At 33.4% G+C, this 21,716-nt stretch carries 19 protein-coding genes and 5 tRNA genes; 23 read left to right on the top strand and 1 reads right to left on the bottom strand.

Annotation, left to right across the window (positions count from 1 at the left end; all coding sequences use genetic code 11):
• Nucleotides 1-4: 4 nt before the first annotated feature.
• The 20 genes from C7448_RS14260 to C7448_RS14165 all read left to right on the top strand — a co-directional run bounded on the left by C7448_RS14260 (nucleotide 5) and on the right by C7448_RS14165 (nucleotide 17,504).
• Nucleotides 5-922, top strand: a complete 918-nt coding sequence (locus C7448_RS14260) for a helix-hairpin-helix domain-containing protein (protein WP_115902086.1) — start codon at nucleotides 5-7, stop codon at nucleotides 920-922.
• 31 nt (nucleotides 923-953) lie between these two features.
• Nucleotides 954-2,120, top strand: a complete 1,167-nt coding sequence (locus tag C7448_RS14255; RefSeq protein ID WP_115902085.1) for an acyl-CoA dehydrogenase family protein — start codon at nucleotides 954-956, stop codon at nucleotides 2,118-2,120.
• A gap of 214 nt (nucleotides 2,121-2,334) precedes the next feature.
• Complete coding sequence (rpsU, locus tag C7448_RS14250; protein WP_115902084.1) at nucleotides 2,335-2,532, top strand: 30S ribosomal protein S21; 198 nt, start codon at nucleotides 2,335-2,337, stop codon at nucleotides 2,530-2,532.
• 85 nt (nucleotides 2,533-2,617) lie between these two features.
• Nucleotides 2,618-3,505, top strand: coding sequence for a tyrosine-type recombinase/integrase (locus tag C7448_RS14245; RefSeq protein WP_115902083.1), 888 nt, complete (start codon nucleotides 2,618-2,620; stop codon nucleotides 3,503-3,505).
• A 14-nt stretch (nucleotides 3,506-3,519) separates the two neighbouring features.
• Entirely contained in the window at nucleotides 3,520-3,840 is a 321-nt protein-coding gene (gene hpf, locus C7448_RS14240) for a ribosome hibernation-promoting factor, HPF/YfiA family (protein WP_115902082.1), read from the top strand.
• Between the two features lie 97 nt (nucleotides 3,841-3,937).
• Nucleotides 3,938-4,011: transfer RNA gene (locus tag C7448_RS14235), tRNA-Thr, on the top strand.
• Nucleotides 4,012-4,052: 41 nt separating this feature from the next.
• A tRNA-Tyr gene (locus C7448_RS14230) sits at nucleotides 4,053-4,135 on the top strand.
• Nucleotides 4,136-4,156: 21 nt separating this feature from the next.
• Nucleotides 4,157-4,229 (top strand) — tRNA-Gly (locus tag C7448_RS14225).
• 11 nt (nucleotides 4,230-4,240) lie between these two features.
• Nucleotides 4,241-4,313 (top strand) — tRNA-Thr (locus tag C7448_RS14220).
• Nucleotides 4,314-4,388: 75 nt separating this feature from the next.
• Nucleotides 4,389-5,576 carry an elongation factor Tu gene (gene tuf / locus C7448_RS14215; RefSeq protein WP_115902081.1) on the top strand — a complete coding sequence of 396 codons (1,188 nt, stop codon included), beginning with the start codon at nucleotides 4,389-4,391 and terminating at the stop codon, nucleotides 5,574-5,576.
• 59 nt (nucleotides 5,577-5,635) lie between these two features.
• Nucleotides 5,636-5,708, top strand: a tRNA-Trp gene (locus C7448_RS14210).
• 53 nt (nucleotides 5,709-5,761) lie between these two features.
• Nucleotides 5,762-5,953, top strand: a complete 192-nt coding sequence (gene secE, locus C7448_RS14205; RefSeq protein ID WP_047790104.1) for a preprotein translocase subunit SecE — start codon at nucleotides 5,762-5,764, stop codon at nucleotides 5,951-5,953.
• A gap of 2 nt (nucleotides 5,954-5,955) precedes the next feature.
• Complete coding sequence (nusG, locus tag C7448_RS14200; RefSeq protein WP_099214163.1) at nucleotides 5,956-6,504, top strand: transcription termination/antitermination protein NusG; 549 nt, start codon at nucleotides 5,956-5,958, stop codon at nucleotides 6,502-6,504.
• Nucleotides 6,505-6,568: 64 nt separating this feature from the next.
• Nucleotides 6,569-7,006, top strand: a complete 438-nt coding sequence (gene rplK, locus C7448_RS14195; protein WP_047790105.1) for a 50S ribosomal protein L11 — start codon at nucleotides 6,569-6,571, stop codon at nucleotides 7,004-7,006.
• A 20-nt stretch (nucleotides 7,007-7,026) separates the two neighbouring features.
• Nucleotides 7,027-7,716, top strand: a complete 690-nt coding sequence (rplA, locus tag C7448_RS14190; RefSeq protein ID WP_115902080.1) for a 50S ribosomal protein L1 — start codon at nucleotides 7,027-7,029, stop codon at nucleotides 7,714-7,716.
• 21 nt (nucleotides 7,717-7,737) lie between these two features.
• On the top strand, nucleotides 7,738-8,253 hold the full coding sequence (gene rplJ / locus C7448_RS14185) for a 50S ribosomal protein L10 (protein WP_115902079.1): 516 nt from the start codon (nucleotides 7,738-7,740) through the stop codon (nucleotides 8,251-8,253).
• Nucleotides 8,254-8,303: 50 nt separating this feature from the next.
• Nucleotides 8,304-8,678, top strand: coding sequence for a 50S ribosomal protein L7/L12 (gene rplL, locus C7448_RS14180; RefSeq protein ID WP_115902078.1), 375 nt, complete (start codon nucleotides 8,304-8,306; stop codon nucleotides 8,676-8,678).
• Between the two features lie 239 nt (nucleotides 8,679-8,917).
• Nucleotides 8,918-12,727: a DNA-directed RNA polymerase subunit beta gene (rpoB, locus tag C7448_RS14175; RefSeq protein ID WP_115902077.1), complete on the top strand. Its 3,810-nt coding sequence runs from the start codon at nucleotides 8,918-8,920 to the stop codon at nucleotides 12,725-12,727.
• 98 nt (nucleotides 12,728-12,825) lie between these two features.
• Nucleotides 12,826-17,103 carry a DNA-directed RNA polymerase subunit beta' gene (rpoC, locus tag C7448_RS14170; protein ID WP_115902076.1) on the top strand — a complete coding sequence of 1,426 codons (4,278 nt, stop codon included), beginning with the start codon at nucleotides 12,826-12,828 and terminating at the stop codon, nucleotides 17,101-17,103.
• An 89-nt stretch (nucleotides 17,104-17,192) separates the two neighbouring features.
• Entirely contained in the window at nucleotides 17,193-17,504 is a 312-nt protein-coding gene (locus tag C7448_RS14165; RefSeq protein WP_115902075.1) for a DUF3467 domain-containing protein, read from the top strand.
• A gap of 53 nt (nucleotides 17,505-17,557) precedes the next feature.
• Here the strand turns inward: C7448_RS14165 and C7448_RS14160 are convergent, their stop codons facing one another.
• Nucleotides 17,558-18,244, bottom strand: coding sequence for a Crp/Fnr family transcriptional regulator (locus C7448_RS14160; protein WP_115902074.1), 687 nt, complete (start codon nucleotides 18,242-18,244; stop codon nucleotides 17,558-17,560).
• Between the two features lie 102 nt (nucleotides 18,245-18,346).
• Between C7448_RS14160 and C7448_RS14155 the strand changes: the two genes are divergently transcribed.
• Genes C7448_RS14155 through deoC form a run of 3 tightly spaced genes read left to right on the top strand, consistent with a single transcriptional unit; the run spans nucleotide 18,347 to nucleotide 21,716 of the window.
• Nucleotides 18,347-20,719 carry a heavy metal translocating P-type ATPase gene (locus tag C7448_RS14155; protein WP_115902073.1) on the top strand — a complete coding sequence of 791 codons (2,373 nt, stop codon included), beginning with the start codon at nucleotides 18,347-18,349 and terminating at the stop codon, nucleotides 20,717-20,719.
• A gap of 6 nt (nucleotides 20,720-20,725) precedes the next feature.
• On the top strand, nucleotides 20,726-21,061 hold the full coding sequence (locus C7448_RS14150) for an AraC family ligand binding domain-containing protein (protein WP_115902072.1): 336 nt from the start codon (nucleotides 20,726-20,728) through the stop codon (nucleotides 21,059-21,061).
• The gene (deoC, locus tag C7448_RS14145) at nucleotides 21,051-21,716 is read left to right on the top strand and encodes a deoxyribose-phosphate aldolase (protein ID WP_115902071.1); all 666 of its coding nucleotides are present in this window, start codon (nucleotides 21,051-21,053) and stop codon (nucleotides 21,714-21,716) included. Before C7448_RS14150 ends, deoC begins: the two co-directional genes overlap by 11 nt.

Genomic DNA, 21,716 nt, shown 5'->3' with positions numbered 1-21,716 from the left:
ACGAATGAAAATATTTAAACCCCATTTCTGGTATAATAAACACCAACGAAATGGGGTTTTCTTTTTACTGTTTATAATAATTACTTTACAATTAATATATGTTTATGTCGATTTTTCTTCGGAAGAAACACAGGATATAAATAAGAAGGAGTTGATAGCTTTTCAGAATAAAATTGATAGTTTAAAAAGAATAGAACTGGATAAAAGAAAACCAAAGCTGTATCCATTCAACCCAAATTATATAACTGATTTTAAAGGTTATCAACTAGGAATGTCACTTGAAGAAATTGATAGATTACATAATTACAGAAAACAAAACAAGTGGATCAATTCTGTTAAAGATTTTAAACAAGTAACAAAAGTGTCTGATAGCTTATTAGATAAGGTAGCTCCATATTTTAAATTTCCAGATTGGGTAAACGCTAGAAATAAAAGAAAAACTAAAACGTTATTAGAAGCAAGGTTGAAAAGTGATTATAAAGCTGAAAATAAAAAATCAACATACCTAAAACCAACTCTGAGTACCTCGGATATAAACAAGGCTACTCAAAAAGACTTTGAATTTGTAAGTGGAATAGGAGAAGTGTTGTCTTCTCGAATCGTAAAATATAGAGGTAAGTTACAAGGGTATTTACTTCCTGAGCAATTATATGAAGTATGGGGTTTAGATAAAGAAACAGCAAATAGAGTTCTACAAACTTTCGCTATAGTAGAAAAACCAACAATTAAAAAAGTAAATGTAAATACGGCGAAATTTAAAGAAGTATTGAAAAACCCATATATCGATTATCAGCTATGTAAAAATATTTTTGAATACCGAGATGAAGTAGCAGAACTCCAAGATATATCAGAATTAAGAAACATTAAAGATTTTCCACTAAATAAATACGAGAGAATAATCTTATATTTGGAGGCAAAATAAACAAGCAACAAAATTTAATAAACAAGCCACTATGAATAGTATGTACTTTACCGAAGAGCACGAAGCCTTTCGTCAGAGTTTTAAAGATTTTTTACAAAAAGAGGTCGTTCCTCATATAAATAAATGGGAGAAAGAAGGCACGGTAGAGCGTTTTATCTGGAAGAAATTCGGTGAAATGGGATACTTTGGTTTAAATCAACCAGAAGAATATGGAGGATTAGGTTTAGACCTTTTTTATACTGTTATCTTTTTAGAAGAGTTACAAAAAATAAATTCAGGAGGTTTTGCAGCTAATATGTGGGCACATGCTTATTTAGCAATGACACATGTAAATAAAGAAGGAGACGATCGAATTAAAAAAGAATATTTAACACCAAGTATCGAAGGAGATAAAATAGGGTGTTTATGTATTACAGAACCTTTTGGGGGAAGTGATGTTGCAGGAATGCGTACAACAGCAATAAAAAAAGGAGATACTTATGTGATTAATGGATCAAAAACATTTATAACGAATGGAGTGTACTCTGATTACTTAGTCGTTGCAGCTAAAACAGACCCAGAAGACAAACATAAGGGAATGAGTATTTTTATTATTGATAGAGATACTCCAGGAATTTCTTCAACTAAATTAGATAAGTTAGGGTGGAGAGCTTCTGATACTGCAGAAATTGCTTTTGATAATGTGGTAATACCTGCTGAAAATTTAATGGGAGATGAAGGGAAAGGTTTTCCTTATATTATGCAGCATTTCGCTTTAGAACGTTTAATAATGGGGATTAATGCTCATGCTCGTGCAGACTATGCAGTTGATTATGTTGTGCAATACATGAGTGAGCGTGAAGCTTTCGGGAAAACATTAGATAAATTTCAAGCCTTACGACATAAAGTAGCGGAAATGGCTAGTAGAGTAGATATGTGTAGAGAATATAACTACTCTATAGCAAAACGTTTAAATGATGGTATTTATGTAGTAAAAGAAGCAAGTATGAGTAAGTTATTATCTACTAAAATGGCAGATGAGGTTATCTATGAAGCTTTACAGTTGTTAGGAGGTTATGGTTATATGGAAGAATATCCAATGGCACGTTTATTACGTGATAGTCGATTAGGACCAATTGGAGGAGGTACCTCTGAAATTCTTAAAGAGATTATCGCAAAAATGATAATAGATAAAAAAGAGTACAAGCCAGCAACATAGGTTGTTATCTAAGATAAAAGTTAAAATCCTGCAATTGCAGGATTTTTTTATTTAGAGCATTTTTAAATCTAAAAAGAGGTAAAAATAATTTGATATTAAAGAATACTTTGTATATTTGCGGTCAAAAATCAAATAAAAAGATATAATTAACTGATATACTGTGTGTTATCAGTTTTTAATATATAGAGACTACAATGAAAGGAGGTGCAAAAATATGTTAATCATTCCAGTTAAAGAAGGAGAGAATATCGATAGAGCGTTAAAACGTTATAAACGTAAATTCAGCAACACTAAAACGATGCAACAATTACGTAACAGAAAGCAGTTTACAAAGCCATCTGTAGCAAAACGTGCTCAAATGATTAAAGCATCTTACGTTCAGGGATTAAGAACTCAAGAAGAAGTAGGATAGTAGTTATCCTTAAAATGTATAAAAAACCTGTATTGATATCAATACAGGTTTTTTTTGTACCTTCAATTAATAAATAAGATAAATAATGCTAATAGAGGCTTTCTTGGAGTATTTAGAATTTGAAAAAAAATATTCAAAAAATACAATTCAAGCGTACAAAACAGATTTAATTACGTTTAAAGATTTTTGTGAGGTCGAGTTTGATCAGGAGGATTTAGAAAATATTCATTACAATCAAATTCGAACATGGATTGTTAGCTTAGTGAATAATGATGTGTCAAATAGAAGTGTAAACAGAAAAGTAAGCTCTTTAAAGACCTTTTATAAGTTTTTACAAAAAATAGGAGAAGTGGCAATGAATCCATTGTCAAATCATAAAGCTTTAAAATATCAGAAGAAAATACAAACACCTTTTGATCAAGATGAGGTAAAAGAAGTTTTAGAATTAATAAAAGAAGGTACTGATTTTGAATCGGTGAGAGATCGGTTGATTATAGAAATGTTGTATTCAACAGGAATGAGAAGGATTGAGTTAATAAATATTAAAGAAAAAGATATAGATTATACAAGTAAAACAATAAAAGTCTTAGGAAAGAGAAATAAAGAAAGGTATGTAACAGTCTTACCGTTAGTTTATAAAACTCTAGAAGAATATTTAAGTAAAAAGAAAGAGTTAAAGACGGTAAATATGGAGGTGCTTTTTGTAACTAAAAAAGGAGTTAAAATTTATGAAACTCTTGTTTACCGGATAATAAATTTGTACTTTAGTAGGGTGTCTACAAAAGCTAAAAAAAGCCCTCATATATTAAGGCATGCTTTTGCTACACATTTACTTAATAATGGTGCGTCGTTAAATTCGGTTAAAGAATTGCTAGGACATTCAAGTTTAGCCTCCACCCAAGTATATACGCACAATAGCTTGGAGCAAATAAAAAAAGTGTATAACAAGGCTCATCCTAGAGAGCCAACTTAAAAGATCGAAGAATTATGAAGGTATTCACACAATCAGTAAATTTCTCAGCAGACCAAAAACTAATAGATTTCATTGAGAAAAAAATAGGGGGGTTAGAAAAGTTTCATGATAAGATCGTTGATGCAGAGGTGTTTTTAAAAGTGCAAAAAACGAGCGAGAAGGAAAATAAAATTACTGAAGTAAAAATTAATATTCCAGGGAGTGAATTAATTGTGAAGAAACAAAATAAAACCTTTGAAGAAGGTATTAGTGTGTCGGTTGAATCTTTAAAACGACAGTTGCAAAAATCAAAAGAAAAATCAAAAGAAAAACCAAAGGACGCCTTAGTGTCATAAAAACGATAAAAAATAATTAAAAAAGTTTTAAAAATTAAAAATTACTTTTTACATTTGCAGTCCGTTAGAAATAGCGGATTGTTTTTTTATAGCAAAAGCCGATGTAGCTCAGCTGGCTAGAGCAGCTGATTTGTAATCAGCAGGTCGTGGGTTCGAGTCCCTCCATCGGCTCTAAAAGAATAAAAGTTCATTAAAATACTATTTAAGGTTTAGGGGAGATTCCAGAGCGGCCAAATGGGACGGACTGTAACTCCGTTGTCTTACGACTTCGCAGGTTCGAATCCTGCTCTCCCCACTATCTTAATGAAATTTTATTGCGGGAGTAGCTCAGTTGGTAGAGCGTCAGCCTTCCAAGCTGAATGTCGCCAGTTCGAACCTGGTCTCCCGCTCTAAATTCGTTGCCGACATAGCTCAGTTGGTAGAGCGCATCCTTGGTAGGGATGAGGTCACGGGTTCAAATCCCGTTGTTGGCTCTATTTTAGAGTTTATTAGACAAGAGTTTAAAAATAACACTAAATATATTTAACTAAGAATTAAAATTAATAATCATGGCAAAAGGAACTTATGATCGTTCGAAACCGCACTTAAACGTAGGTACTATTGGTCACGTAGATCACGGTAAAACTACTTTAACTGCTGCAATTACTAAAGTATTAGCAGATGCTGGATTTTCTGAGCAGAGAGCTTTTGATCAAATCGATAACGCTCCAGAAGAAAAAGAGAGAGGTATTACAATTAACTCTTCTCACGTAGAATATGCAACAGCTAACCGTCACTATGCACACGTTGACTGTCCAGGTCACGCGGATTACGTAAAGAACATGGTAACTGGTGCTGCACAAATGGACGGTGCTATCTTAGTAGTAGCTGCTACAGATGGTCCAATGCCACAAACTCGTGAGCACATCTTATTAGGTCGTCAGGTAGGTATTCCACGTATCGTTGTTTTCTTAAACAAAGTTGATATGGTTGATGACGAGGAGTTATTAGAGTTAGTAGAAATGGAAGTAAGAGATTTATTATCTTTCTATGAGTATGATGGAGATAATGGTCCTGTAATTTCTGGTTCTGCTTTAGGTGCATTAAACGGAGAGCAAAAGTGGGTTGATACAGTTTTAGAATTAATGGAAGCTGTAGATGCTTGGATCGAAGAGCCACCAAGAGATACTGATAAAGATTTCTTAATGCCTATCGAGGATGTATTCTCTATTACTGGTCGTGGTACAGTAGCAACTGGACGTATCGAAACTGGTATTGTTAATACTGGAGATCCTGTAGAGATTATCGGTATGGGAGATGAAAAATTAACTTCTACTGTAACTGGTATCGAAATGTTCCGTCAAATCTTAGATAGAGGTGAGGCTGGAGATAACGCAGGTATCTTATTAAGAGGTATTGAAAAGTCTATGATTAAGAGAGGAATGGTAATCTGTAAGCCAGGTTCAATTACTCCACACGCTAAGTTTAAAGCTGAGGTGTATATCTTAAAGAAAGAAGAAGGTGGACGTCATACTCCATTTCATAATAACTACCGTCCGCAGTTCTACGTACGTACAACTGACGTAACTGGTAACATTAACTTACCTGAAGGTGTTGAAATGGTAATGCCAGGTGATAACTTAACTATTACAGTTGACTTAATCCAACCTATCGCATTAAACACAGGTTTACAGTTCGCTATCCGTGAAGGAGGTAGAACAGTAGGAGCTGGTCAGGTAACTGAAATCTTAGACTAATTATAGTTTAATAATAAAGTATAAGGAGTCTCTTTTTAAAAGAGAGACTCCTTTAAAATACGGGTTTAGCTCAGTTGGTAGAGCACTGGTCTCCAAAACCAGGTGTCGGGAGTTCGAGCCTCTCAACCCGTGCAAAAACTAAAACGAGTTGTGGTGAAAACCGCAACTCGTTAAAAGGATAAAATATGAGTAACTTTGTACAATACATTAAAGATTCTTTTGAAGAATTAAATACCAATATGACTTGGATTTCTCGTGAAGAAGCTCAGAAGTCTACTGTAGTAGTTGCAGCATTTACAATTGTATTTGCTTTAGCTGTAGCAGGGATAGATAAGGTTTTTCAAACCGGGTTAGATAACTTCTTTAAAATGTTTTAATGATGGCTGATTCGGTGATGAAGTGGTATGTGGTTAGAGCTATTGGAGGTCAAGAAAATAAGGTGAAAACTTATATTGAGACCGAGATTGCTCGACATGGATTGTCTGATTTTGTAAATCAAGTAATTGTTCCTACAGAAAAAGTTATTCAAGTAAGAAATGGAAAGAAAATAAACAGAGAAAGAGTTTACTTCCCTGGTTATGTAATGGTTGAAGCTAATTTAGCAGGAGAGGTTCCTCACGTAATTAAATCAGTAACAGGTGTTATTGGTTTTTTAGGCGAAACAAAAGGAGGAGACCCTGTGCCAATGCGTAAATCAGAAGTAAACAGAATGTTAGGTAAAGTTGATGAACTTTCTGTTAAAGATGAAAATATCGCAATTCCTTATACAGTTGGAGAAACTGTAAAAGTAATTGATGGTCCTTTCAATGGATTCGACGGAACTGTCGAAAAGGTAAATGAAGAAAAGCGTAAGTTAGAAGTAATGGTCAAAATTTTCGGAAGAAAAACTCCATTAGAACTAAACTATATGCAAGTAGAGAAAATATAATTGTTACACCTATATTTTGATGAGTTTAAGCTTCCAATTTAAACACATCGTTAAATCTTAAACAATGGCAAAAGAAGTAAGTAAATTAGTTAAACTACAAGTTAGGGGAGGTGCAGCGAATCCGTCGCCACCAGTTGGACCCGCTTTAGGTGCTGCCGGTGTTAACATCATGGAGTTCTGTAAGCAGTTTAATGCTCGTACACAGGACAAACAAGGTAAAGTATTACCAGTTGTTATTACAGTTTATACAGACAAATCATTTGAATTTGTCGTAAAAACACCACCAGCCGCAGTACAATTATTAGAAGCGGCCAAAATTAAGAAAGGTTCAGGAGAGCCTAATAGGAAAAAAGTAGCAAGCGTTTCTTGGGATCAAATTCGTGGAATTGCAGAAGACAAAATGGTAGATATGAATGCCTTTGAAGTTGAGTCTGCAATGCGAATGATTGCTGGAACAGCTCGTTCTATGGGATTAACAGTAACAGGTGATGCACCTGCTTAAACTTTAAAAGATATTTAGAAATGGCAATTACTAGAAAGCAAAAAGAAGCTCGTGCTAAAGTAGATAGCTCTAAAGTTTATAGCTTACAAGATGCATCAGCATTAGTTAAAGAGATTACAAACGTAAAATTTGATGCGTCTGTTGACTTAGCAGTACGTTTAGGAGTAGATCCTCGTAAAGCTAATCAAATGGTTCGTGGAGTTGTAACATTACCTCACGGAACTGGTAAAGATGTAAAAGTTTTAGCATTAGTTACTCCAGATAAAGAAGCAGAAGCTAAAGAAGCAGGTGCTGATTACGTAGGATTAGATGAGTACCTTCAAAAGATTAAAGGAGGATGGACTGATGTAGACGTTATTATTACTATGCCAAGCGTTATGGGTAAATTAGGTCCTTTAGGTCGTATTTTAGGACCAAGAGGTTTAATGCCAAACCCAAAAACAGGTACGGTAACAATGGACGTTGCAAAAGCAGTAACAGAAGTAAAAGCTGGTAAGATTGACTTTAAAGTTGATAAAACTGGTATTGTGCATGCAGCAATTGGAAAAGTATCTTTTGATGCTAAAAAGATTGAAGAAAACGCAAACGAGTTATTGCAAACACTTATTAAATTAAAGCCAACTGCGGCAAAAGGAACTTATATTAAGAGTATTTTTATGTCTTCAACAATGAGTCCTAGTGTTGCAATAGATGAAAAATCTGTATCGTAAGGCAGTTAAAACTTTTTAATTATGACTAGAGAGGAAAAATCACAAGTAATACAAGATTTAACAGCACAATTAGCAGATACAAGTACCATCTATTTAGCAGATATTTCTGGATTAGATGCTACTACTACATCTAACTTACGTAGAGCTTGTTTTAAAGCAAACGTACAATTGGCTGTTGTAAAGAACACATTGCTTTCAAAAGCAATGGAAGCTTCTGATAAAGATTTTGGAGAGTTACCAGATGTATTAAAAGGAAATACTTCAATGTTAATTGCTGAGGCAGCAAATGCGCCAGCAAAAGTTATCAAAGAGTTCAGAAAAAAATCAGACAAACCTTTATTAAAAGGGGCATTTGTTCAAGAAGAAGTTTATGTTGGTGATGACCAATTAGACGCTCTTGTTAACATTAAGTCTAGAGAAGAACTTATTGGAGATATTATTACCTTATTACAATCTCCTGCGAAGAATGTTGTTTCAGCATTACAATCAGGTGGTGGTAAGTTATCAGGTATCTTACAAACTTTATCAGAGAAATAATTACGCGCACTAATAAACTAAATAAATAAAATTTTAAAAAAACAATTAAAATGGCAGATTTAAAAGATTTCGCAGAACAATTAGTTAACTTAACAGTAAAAGAAGTTAATGAATTAGCTGATATTTTAAAAGAAGAGTATGGTATTGAGCCAGCTGCAGCTGCAGTAGCAGTAGCAGGAGCAGCAGCAGGTGGAGGAGATGCAGCTGAAGAACAAACTGAGTTTGATGTAATCTTAAAAGCAGCAGGAGGTTCTAAATTAGCAGTTGTAAAATTAGTTAAAGAATTAACTGGATTAGGATTAAAAGAAGCTAAAGGTATTGTAGATAGCGCACCAGCACCAATTAAAGAAGCTATATCTAAAGATGAGGCAGAAGGTCTTAAAGCATCTTTAGAAGAAGCAGGAGCTGAGGTAGAGCTTAAGTAAGCTATACTCCCGATTTATAAAAAACGGGAAAAAACAATAAAGGTTTAGGTACTAAAAACTAATGTTTTTAGTCCTAAACCATTTTGTGTATATATTCGTTCTTTATTTGTCACAATGTTTTTAATTGTGATTTTACGATTATAAAGTGCTGATTTTTAATCAGTAACAGCAATTAAAATTGCAGTATTGAAACAAATGAGTTTCAAAAATAATATTTTTAATTAAAAATAGCATCTCTTTTGGCAACGATAAATACTACTGAAAGAATTAACTTCGCGTCATCGCAGTTAGGGACTGATTATCCAGATTTTTTAGATATTCAGGTAAAATCTTTCCAAGATTTCTTCCAATTGCAAACTAAAGCTGAAGAGCGAGGAGAAGAAGGTTTGTATAAAACTTTCATGGATAACTTCCCGATTACAGATACACGTAATCAATTCGTATTAGAATTTTTAGACTACTTTGTAGATCCACCAAGATATAGTATTCAAGAATGTATAGAACGTGGATTAACTCACAGTGTACCTCTAAAAGCACGTTTAAAATTATATTGTACTGACCCAGAACACGAAGATTTTGAAACAATCGTTCAAGACGTGTACTTAGGTACAATTCCTTATATGACAAACTCTGGTACCTTTATCATTAATGGTGCAGAAAGAGTAGTTGTGTCACAATTACACCGTTCACCAGGTGTATTTTTTGGGCAATCATTTCACGCAAACGGAACTAAGTTATACTCTGCAAGAGTTATACCATTTAAAGGTTCTTGGATTGAATTTGCTACTGATATCAATCAAGTAATGTATGCTTATATTGATAGAAAGAAAAAATTACCAGTAACAACGTTATTCAGAGCCATAGGTTTTGAAAGAGATAAAGATATTTTAGAAATCTTTGATTTAGCAGAAGAGGTAAAAGTTTCTAAAGCTGGATTAAAGAAAGTATTAGGGCGTAAATTAGCAGCAAGAGTATTAAAAACTTGGCATGAAGATTTCGTAGATGAAGATACAGGAGAAGTTGTATCTATTGAGCGTAACGAGATTATTTTCGACCGTGATACAATTATAGAAAAAGAACATATTGATGAAATAATCGAAGCAGGAGCTAAGACTGTCTTATTGCATAAAGAAGACAACTTACAAGCAGATTATGCCATCATCCATAACACATTACAAAAAGACCCTACAAACTCTGAAAAAGAAGCTGTAGAGCACGTATATAGACAGTTACGTAATGCTGAACCGCCAGACGAGGAAACTGCAAGAGGAATTATTGAAAAGTTATTCTTCTCAGAACAACGTTATAGTTTAGGTGAGGTAGGACGTTTTAGAATGAATACTAAACTTCAGTTAAATGAAGATTTAGATCAAAAAGTATTAACTAAGAACGATATCATTACTATTATCAAGTATTTAATTGAGTTAATCAATTCAAAAGCTGAAGTAGATGATATCGATCACTTATCTAACCGTCGTGTTAGAACTGTTGGAGAGCAATTAGCAGGACAATTTGGTGTAGGTTTAGCTCGTATGGCGCGTACTATTCGTGAAAGAATGAATGTTCGTGATAACGAAGTATTTACTCCAATAGACTTAATTAATGCGAAAACTTTATCATCAGTAATTAACTCTTTCTTTGGTACGAACCAGTTATCTCAGTTTATGGATCAAACAAATCCATTAGCAGAGATTACTCACAAGCGTCGTTTATCAGCTTTAGGACCTGGAGGTTTATCACGTGAAAGAGCAGGTTTTGAGGTTCGTGATGTTCACTATACACACTATGGTCGTTTATGTCCGATTGAAACTCCTGAAGGACCAAACATTGGACTTATATCTTCTTTAGCAGTTTACGCGAAAGTAAACTATATGGGATTCATCGAAACACCATATAAAAAAGTTGAAGATGGTACAGTTTTAGGTGAAGATCCTATTTACTTAAGTGCAGAGGAGGAGGAAGGAATGAAGATTGCACAATCTAACTTACCAATTGCAAAAGATGGTAAGATAGAACGTGATAGAGTTATTGCCCGTGAAGAAGGTGATTTCCCAGTTGAAAGCCCAGAAGCAATTAATTATATGGACGTTGCTCCAAATCAAATTGCTTCGATCTCAGCATCGTTAATTCCTTTCTTAGAGCATGATGATGCGAACCGTGCATTAATGGGATCGAACATGATGCGTCAGGCAGTTCCATTATTACGTCCAGAATCTCCTATTGTTGGTACAGGTTTAGAGCGTAGGGTAGCAAAAGACTCTCGTATCTTAATTAATGCTGAAGGAGCAGGAGTCGTAGAGTATGTAGATGCCAATAAAATTACAATTAAGTACGATAGAACTGAAGATGAGCGTATGGTAAGCTTTGATTCTGATGAAAAATCGTATAACTTAATTAAGTTTAGAAAAACTAACCAAGGTACTAACATTAACTTAAAACCAATTGTTAAAGTAGGTGATAGAGTTGAAGAAGGACAAGTACTTTGTGAAGGATATGCAACACAAAAAGGAGAATTAGCTTTAGGTAGAAACATGAAAGTAGCCTTTATGCCTTGGAAAGGGTATAACTTTGAGGATGCGATTGTGATTTCTGAAAAAGTAGTTCGTGAAGATATTTTTACTTCTATTCATATTGACGAATACTCATTAGATGTTCGTGATACGAAATTAGGAGCAGAAGAATTAACAAACGATATCCCTAATGTTTCAGAAGAGGCTACAAAAGACTTAGATGAAAACGGAATGATTCGTATTGGGGCAGAAGTAAATCCAGGTGATATCTTAATTGGTAAGATTACACCAAAAGGAGAATCTGATCCAACTCCTGAAGAAAAATTATTACGTGCAATCTTTGGTGATAAAGCTGGTGATGTAAAAGATGCATCATTAAAAGCTTCTCCATCGTTAAGAGGTGTTGTAATTAATAAAAAACTATTCAAACGCGCAGTAAAAGACAAGAATAAGCGTGCTCGTGATAAAGAAGCTATTGCAGCTTTAGAAGCATCTTATGTGTCTAAGTTTGAAGAGTTAAAAGATGTTTTAGTTGAAAAATTATTCAACTTAGTGTCTGGTAAAACTTCTCAAGGAGTATTCAATGATTTAGGAGAAGAAGTATTACCAAAAGGTAAGAAGTTTACACAAAAAATGTTAAACTCTGTTGAAGATTTTACACATTTACATGGAACTTGGACTACTGATAAAGATTTAAATTCTTTGGTTGTTGAATTAGTTCACAACTATAAAATTAAAGTTAACGATTTACAAGGAGTTTTACGTCGTGAGAAATTTACAATTTCTGTGGGAGACGAATTACCAGCAGGAATCTTAAAACTTGCTAAAATTTATGTTGCTAAGAAACGTAAATTAAAAGTAGGAGATAAGATGGCAGGACGTCACGGAAACAAAGGTATTGTAGCACGTATTGTACGTCAAGAAGATATGCCTTTCTTAGAAGACGGAACACCAGTAGATATCGTATTAAATCCATTAGGGGTACCATCTCGTATGAACATTGGTCAGATTTATGAAACAGTTCTTGGATGGGCAGGTCAAAAATTAGATCAAAAATATGCGACACCTATTTTTGATGGAGCAAAAATTGATCAAATTAATGCTTTAACTGATGAAGCAGGAATACCTCGTTACGGACATACATATTTATATGATGGAGGTACAGGTAAACGTTTTGACCAACCTGCAACAGTTGGAGTGATTTATATGATTAAGTTAGGTCACATGATTGAAGATAAGATGCACGCACGTTCTATCGGACCATACTCATTAATTACTCAGCAACCATTAGGAGGTAAAGCTCAGTTTGGTGGTCAGCGTTTTGGTGAGATGGAAGTTTGGGCACTTGAAGCATATGGTGCATCAAGTATCTTACGAGAAATCTTAACTGTGAAGTCTGATGACGTATTAGGTAGAGCAAAAACTTACGAGTCTATCGTTAAAGGAGAAGCAATGCCAGAACCAGGTTTACCAGAATCATTTAACGTATTAATGCATGAACTTAAAGGTTTAGGATTAGACGTTAAACTAGAAGAATAATCACAGTGAAATGTCTCAGAGCGAAAGCTCTGAGGCAAATCATTTTTTCAATATCAGTCTTATTATAAGACACTTATTTTTAATTCGAATCCATTATCATGGCAAGAAAAAACGAAAAATACACTGTTAAGAAGTTTAACAAAATTTCAATAGGTTTAGCATCACCTGAGTCTATTTTAGAGGCTTCTAAAGGAGAGGTGTTAAAACCAGAAACTATTAACTACCGTACGCATAAACCAGAAAGAGATGGGTTATTTTGTGAGCGTATCTTTGGTCCTGTAAAAGACTATGAGTGTGCGTGTGGTAAATATAAAAGAATTCGATATAAAGGTATCGTTTGTGACCGTTGTGGTGTTGAAGTTACTGAGAAGAAAGTACGTAGAGATAGAGTAGGTCATATTAACTTAGTAGTACCTGTAGCACATATTTGGTATTTTAGATCATTACCTAACAAAATGGGATACCTTTTAGGGTTACCATCTAAGAAGTTAGATATGATTATTTACTACGAACGTTATGTAGTAATTCAACCAGGTATCGCTAAAAATACTGAAGGAGAACCATTACAAAAAATGGACTTCTTAACTGAGGAAGAATATTTAGATATCGTAGATGAGCTTCCACAAGAGAATATGTATTTAGAAGATTCTGATCCTAATAAGTTCATCGCTAAAATGGGAGCAGACTGTTTAATCGATTTATTAGAGAGAATCGATTTAGACGAATTATCATATCAGTTACGTCATAAAGCAAATACTGAAACTTCTAAACAACGTAAAAACGAAGCACTAAAGCGTTTAAATGTTGTTGAAGCATTCAGAGATTCTCAAAAGAATAGAGAAAACAATCCAGAATGGATGATAATGAAAGTAGTTCCGGTAATTCCACCAGAATTACGTCCATTAGTACCATTAGATGGAGGTCGTTTTGCAACTTCTGATTTAAATGACTTATACCGTCGTGTAATTATCCGTAACAATCGTTTAAAGCGATTAATGGAAATTAAAGCACCAGAGGTAATTCTACGTAACGAAAAGCGTATGTTACAAGAATCAGTAGATTCATTATTTGATAACACACGTAAATCATCAGCAGTAAAAACAGAGTCTAACAGACCATTAAAATCATTATCTGATAGTTTAAAAGGTAAACAAGGGCGTTTCCGTCAAAACTTATTAGGTAAGCGTGTTGATTATTCTGCACGTTCGGTAATTGTAGTTGGACCAGAATTAAAATTATATGAATGTGGATTGCCAAAAGATATGGCAGCTGAATTATACAAGCCTTTCGTTATTCGTAAGTTAATCGAAAGAGGAATTGTTAAGACAGTAAAATCTGCAAAGAAAATAATTGATAGAAAAGAACCAGTTGTTTGGGATATTTTAGAAAATGTAATTAAAGGACACCCAGTTTTATTAAACCGTGCTCCTACCTTACACCGTTTAGGTATCCAAGCTTTCCAACCAAAATTAATTGAAGGAAAAGCAATTCGTTTACATCCATTAGTATGTACGGCATTCAACGCCGATTTTGATGGGGATCAAATGGCGGTTCACTTACCATTAGGACCAGAAGCTATTTTAGAAGCGCAATTATTAATGTTAGCTTCTCATAATATTTTAAACCCTGCAAACGGAGCACCAATTACGGTACCGTCTCAGGATATGGTTTTAGGGTTATACTATATGACAAAAGAAAGAAAGTCAACTCCAGAAGTGCCAATTAAAGGTGAAGGATTAACTTTCTATTCTCCAGAAGAAGTAACTATTGCTTATAACGAAGATCAGGTAGACTTAAATGCTGGAATAAAAGTAAGAACTAAAGATTTCAACGAAAACGGTGAGTTAGTAACTCAATTAATTGAAACTACTGTAGGTAGAGTATTATTTAATGAAGTAGTACCAGAACAAGCAGGGTATATTAATGAGGTATTAACAAAAAAATCGTTACGTGGAATTATAGGTAATATTTTAAAAGTAACAGATATTCCATCAATAGGTAAATTTTTAGATGCCATTAAAGGGATGGGATATACGTTTGCCTTCCAAGGAGGTTTATCGTTCTCGTTAGGAGATATTATTATTCCAGAGGAAAAACATACCATGATTGCTGAAGCTAATAAAGAAGTGGACGGAATTGTTATGAACTATAACATGGGTATGTTAACACAAAAAGAGCGTTATAACCAGGTAATTGATGTTTGGGGATCTACCAACAACAGGTTAACTGAATTATCGATGAAGCGTTTACGTGAAGATCAACAAGGGTTTAACTCAGTATTTATGATGTTAGATTCTGGAGCGCGTGGATCTAAAGAGCAGATTCGTCAGTTAACAGGTATGCGTGGATTAATGGCGAAACCTAAAAAATCGACTGCTGGAGGTGGAGAAATTATTGAAAACCCAATTTTATCGAACTTTAAAGAAGGTTTATCAATTTTAGAATACTTTATCTCAACGCACGGTGCACGTAAAGGTCTTGCCGATACGGCATTAAAAACAGCCGATGCAGGTTATTTAACACGTCGTTTAGTAGACGTATCACAAGATGTTATTGTTAACGAAGTAGATTGTGGTACATTAAGAGGATTAGAAGTGTCTGCGTTAAAGAAAAACGATGAAATCGTTGAACCTTTAAGCGAAAGAATTTCAGGACGTACATCATTATATGATGTTTACGCGCCTATTTCTGACGAATTATTAGTTGAAGCAGGAGAGTTAATAACACCAGTCTTAGCTGATAAAATACAAGCTTCAGGAATAGATAAGGTTGAAGTACGTTCAGCATTAACATGTGAATCTGAAAGAGGAATCTGTGAAAAATGTTACGGACAAAGTTTATCAACAGGTAAAAAAGTTCAAAGAGGTGAAGCAGTTGGTGTAATTGCAGCACAATCTATTGGAGAGCCTGGTACACAGTTAACATTACGTACATTCCACGTTGGAGGGGTAGCAGGAAACATTTCAGAAGATAATAAGTTAATCGCTAAATTCGACGGTTCTGTATCAATTGATGATTTACGTACTGTAAAAGGTAAAGATTCAGCAGGAGAAGAAGTAGAAATCGTAATTTCTCGTACAGCAGAGATTAAGATTACAGATAAGAAAACAGGAATTGTATTAAGTACTAACATTATTCCTTATGGTTCTATTATTCTTTTTGATAAAGATAGAAAGACCATTAAGAAAGGTGATGCAGTATGTCAATGGGATCCATTTAACGGTGTTATTGTTTCTGAGTTTGGAGGAAAAGTTAAGTTTGATAACTTAGAGCAAGGAATTAACTTCTCTGTAGAAGTTGATGAACAAACAGGATTCCAAGAAAAAGTAATTACAGATTCTAAGAATAAGAAGATTATTCCTTCATTAATTATTGAAGATGCTGATGGTAACGCGTTACGTTCGTACAGTTTACCTGTAGGAGCACACTTAATGGTAAGTGATGGAGATAAAGTAGAATCAGGTAAAACTTTAGTTAAGATTCCTCGTAAGTCTGGTAAAGCAGGAGATATTACAGGAGGTTTACCACGTGTAACAGAGTTATTCGAAGCGCGTAACCCTTCTAATCCAGCTGTAGTAGCACAAATTGATGGAGTTGTATCATTTGGTAAGATTAAGCGTGGTAATCGTGAAATTATTATCGAATCTAAAACTGGAGAGATTAAGAAGTACTTAATTAAGTTATCTAATCAAATCTTAGTTCAAGAAAACGACTTTATTAAAGCAGGAATGCCGTTATCTGATGGAGCAATTACTCCAATAGATATCTTAAATATTAAAGGACCTTCAGCAGTACAAGAGTACTTAGTAAACGAAATTCAAGAAGTATATCGTTTACAAGGGGTGAAGATTAACGATAAGCATTTCGAAGTAGTAGTACGTCAAATGATGCGTAAAGTTAGAATTATTGATTCAGGAGATACTTTATTCTTAGAAAATCAATTAGTTCATAAAATTGATTTCATCAAAGAAAATGATGCTATTTACGGAATGAAAGTTGTTGAAGATGCTGGAGATTCTACAAATTTAAAGGCAGGACAAATAGTTTCAGCTCGTCAATTAAGAGATGAAAACTCGTTATTACGTAGAGAAGACAAAGACTTAGTAGTAGCACGTGATGCACAACCAGCAACAGCTGAGCAAGTATTACAAGGTATTACAAGAGCATCGTTACAAACGAAGTCATTTATCTCAGCTGCATCATTCCAGGAAACAACTAAAGTATTAAATGAAGCCGCTGTAAACGGTAAAATTGATACCTTAGAAGGATTAAAAGAAAATGTAATTGTTGGTAAACGTATACCAGCTGGTACAGGAATGAGAGCTTACGAAGACATAGTAGTTGGACCTAAGGATGAGATTGAACAAAGTTTATAAAAACTTAAGTTTATAAATAATATCAAGGGTTTAGAGTTCTTAGAACTCTAAACCCTTATTTTTTAACTAAATAATAGTAAGACTTAATTATGGAAGATAATAATAAAGACCCACAATTAAATATAGAATTAGATCAAGAAATAGCAGAAGGAACCTATAGTAATTTAGCTATTATAAACCATTCGGTTTCAGAGTTTATAGTAGATTTTATTAATATTATGCCTGGAGTTCCAAAAGCAAAAGTAAAATCAAGAATAATTTTAACACCACAACATGCTAAACGCTTATCAAAAGCATTAGTAGACAATATTCGTAAGTTTGAACAAGCTCACGGTGAAATAAAAGATTATGAGCAACCACCAATTCCAATGAATTTTGGAGGTACTACTGGTGAAGCTTAAAGTAAAAAAATCGTCTGAATAGACGATTTTTTTTGTAATAATATAAAGAAAGGTTAGAAACCTTCCGAAAGCTCTTTTAGAGCTTTTATATCAGTAATAAATATTTCTTTCCCTTTTAAATCGATTAGTTTTTTCTTTTTAAACTCAGAAAGTAAACGGATAGCACTTTCAGTTGCTGTACCTATAATATTAGCAATATCTTCTCTTGATAAATTAATGTTTATAGAACCATTTTCGTTTTTATCAAACTTAGTGTCCAATAGTAAGAGAGTAGCAGCTAAACGTTGTTTTACAGTTTTTTGAGCCATATCAACAATAACACCGTCAGCTTTCTTTAAAGAATTAGCCATTTTTTTCAAAACATCCATAGAAAAGTTAGAATTGTTTTCTAAATCTCTGAGAATTTCTTCTTTAGGGATAAAACAAACTTCCATATCATTCACGGCAATGGCCTTTAAATTCGAAGCTTCATTGTTTATTAAACTACGTTCACCTAAAATATCTCCTTTTCTAATTAAATGAATAATTTGATCTCTACCATTATCACTCATTTTAGATACTTTACAAACACCGTCCTTAACACAAAAAACACCATTAATGTACTCTCCTTCATTAAAAAGAGTCTCTCCCTTTTTAATTATTTTAGAAGTTTTGCACCCAGAGATTCTTACTAATTCATCTTTAGTCAAGGCTTTTAAAGAGTTGAATTGTCGAATAATACACTGTTCACATTTGCTCATAATATGCCTTTTTTTTGCTACTCAAATATACGGAAAAGCTGATAATTATCATGTTTTAATTTGTAATCTTATCGGACATTTGTACAAGGCAAAAGAGTAAATATGGAAAGCACAACATGTTTTCATTGTGGTAACGAGTGCAATACAAAAACAATTACAATAGAAGATAAATTTTTCTGCTGTAATGGATGTAAAACAGTTTATGAAATTTTTTCAGAAAACGATTTAACTTGTTATTACGATTTTCAAAACAACCCAGGAGCAATACCTGAAGAGATACAAGGAAAGTATGATTTCTTGGATAACGAACTTATTGTAGATAAATTAGTAGAGTTTAACGACGGTAATGTACAGGTAATAAATTTATACATTCCACACATACACTGTAGCTCATGCATTTGGGTGTTAGAAAATCTACATAAATTACAAAAGAAAATATCTTCATCACAGGTTAACTTTCCGAAGAAAACAGTTCGAATTACTTATAATTCTGAAAAAACATCACTTAAAGAGATCGTATTACTATTAAGCTCTATTGGTTACGAACCTTATATAAGTTTAGAAGATTATGAGGTTGGTAAAAAGAAAGTAGATCGTAGCCTAATTTATAAGTTAGGAATAGCTGGGTTTGCTTTTGGAAATGTGATGTTCTTGTCATTTCCAGAGTATTTTGAAGTGTCTGAATACTGGTTAGAACAATACAAAGGAATCTTCCGTTGGTTAATGTTCGCATTTTCACTTCCTGTAGTTTTTTATGCAGGACAAGATTATTTCATTTCAGCATATAAAGGACTTCGTTCAAAAATTTTAAATATTGATGTTCCAATTGCTTTAGGAATTTTAGTACTGTTTATACGTAGTACAGCAGAAATAGTTCTTGACTTAGGAACAGGCTTTTTTGATAGTTTAACAGGACTCGTTTTCTTTTTATTACTAGGAAAGTTTTTTCAGCAAAAGACCTATAACTTTCTTTCATTTGAACGCGATTATAAGTCATACTTCCCAATAGCGGTAACCAAGATAACTATTGAAGGGAAGGAGGAAAACACACAAATATATGACGTTACAAAAGGAGATAGATTACTAATAAGGAATCAAGAGTTAATCCCTGTTGATGGAATTTTAATTAGCGGAGAAGCAAAAATAGATTATAGCTTTGTTACAGGTGAAGAAGTTCCTGTAAATAAAAAGTCAGGAGATAAGTTATTTGCAGGAGGAAAACAACTGTCAGGAAGTATAGAAATGGAGGTGCTAGCTTCGGTTTCACAAAGTTATTTAACACAGTTGTGGAGTAACGATATATTTCAGAAAGATAAAAACTCATCATTTAAAACATTAACCGATAAAATTAGTAAAAACTTTACGATAATCGTATTATCTATAGCGTTTTTGTCTACAGCATTTTGGCTGTATCACGATTCAAGCTTGGCATTAAATGTATTTACGTCAGTATTAATCATAGCATGTCCGTGTGCTATTGCATTAGCAGCACCGTTTACTTTAGGAAATATCTTACGAATTTTTGGAAGAAAGAAATTCTACTTAAAAAACGCGACTGTAGTAGAACAGTTAGCAGCTATAAATTCTGTTATTTTTGATAAAACAGGTACACTTACTACCAATAAAGAAAACACGATAACGTATGAAGGGGAAGGTTTAAGTGAAACTCAGAAATCGATTTTAAAAAGTTCATTACGAGCATCAAATCACCCGTTGAGTAGAATGTTATATACTTCATTAAAAGAAGAAATGTTACCTGTTGAAGGTTATCAAGAACATGTAGGAAAAGGAATTGAAGCAAGCTATCAACAAACCACTATAAAAATAGGTTCGTCTTCTTTTGTAAAAAATGTAGAAGGGCAATCAAACCTTGATACTTCGGTTCATATTAGTGTAAATAATAATTACAAAGGAAAGTACATATTCAAGAATGCCTATAGAAAAGGAGTTGAAGGCTTGTTTTCTGATCTAAGTAAAAAATATGATTTATCGGTAGTTTCAGGAGATAATGAAGGAGAAAAGAAGTTTTTGGAAGAATTGTTACCAAAGGAAATTACATTTTTATTCAATCAAAAACCACAAGATAAGTTACACTACGTAGAAGAGCTACAAGAGAAAAATAAAAGTGTATTGATGATTGGTGATGGATTAAACGATGCAGGAGCACTAGCACAAAGTAATGTAGGAGTAGCATTATCAGAAAATATCAATGTCTTTTCACCTGCATGCGATGCTATTTTAGATGCTACAAAATTTAGTGAAATAGGAAATTACATTAAAGCATCAAAAAAGGCGCTAAAAATTATAAAATATTGTTTTTTATTATCTTTAATGTATAATGTTGTTGGACTTTATTTTGCAGTAACAGGACAGTTAATGCCTGTAATAGCAGCTGTTTTAATGCCGTTAAGTTCAATCAGTGTAGTAATATTTACAACGATAGCCACCAATATATTAGGAAGAAAAATTAAATAAAAAATTATGAAAGTAGCCTCATTTTTAAAAGATATAAAGTTTAATGAACTTAAACCAGCAGTATCCCTGTTATTAGATACAGATTTTTCAAAAGAAATACGAGTAGTATTTAAAAAAGGGCAAATAATGGAAGATCACCAAGCCCCATTTGCAATTATAGTTCAAGTAGTAAAAGGAAGTATAGATTTTGGAGTTGCAGGTGAAATAAAACAAATGGTCACAGGAGATATAATTTCGTTAAACCCACAAATAGTACATAATTTATCAGCTATTGAAGAAAGTGTTGTAAGGTTATCGTTATCAAAATTAGATACTTTAAAAAGAGTAAAAGATGAATATTAATAAATACATAGACCATACATTACTAAAAGCAACAGCAACAAAAGCAGATATTGTTAAGTTGTGTAATGAAGCTAAAGAATATAACTTTTATGCAGTTTGTGTAAATGGATGTAATGTAGAATTAGCGACCAAAGAATTACAAGGTTCAGATGTAAAAGTAGCAGCAGTAATAGGTTTCCCATTAGGAGCAATGACAACTAAAGCTAAAGTTTTTGAAGCTAAAGATTGTATAAAAAAGGGGGCTTCAGAAATTGATATGGTTATCAATATAGGTAAGTTGTTAGATGGTGATGAGAATTATGTAGAAAAAGAAATTCGATTAATTAAAGAAGAAATAGGAGAAAACATATTAAAAGTAATTTTTGAAAACTGTTACTTATCTAAAGAGCAAATTAAAGTAGCAAGTGAATTAGCGGTAGAAGCCGGTGCTGATTATGTAAAAACATCGACAGGATTTGGTACAGGAGGAGCTACATTTAAAGATGTAGAAATAATGGATAGTGTTGTAGATGGGAAAGTTCAGATAAAAGCAGCAGGAGGTATTAGAGACATAGAAACAGCTAAGAAGTATATAGAAATGGGAGTAACACGTTTAGGAACTTCTTCTGGAGTTTCTTTAGTAACTAGTAGTGTTTCAGATAAAAATCAATATTAA

This window comes from Tenacibaculum gallaicum, from assembly GCF_003387615.1.
In the GTDB taxonomy this organism is placed as follows: Bacteria; Bacteroidota; Bacteroidia; order Flavobacteriales; family Flavobacteriaceae; genus Polaribacter; species Polaribacter gallaicus.
Note: the sequence above shows the minus strand (reverse complement) of the source record. Positions and strands in the feature narration are given on the sequence as shown.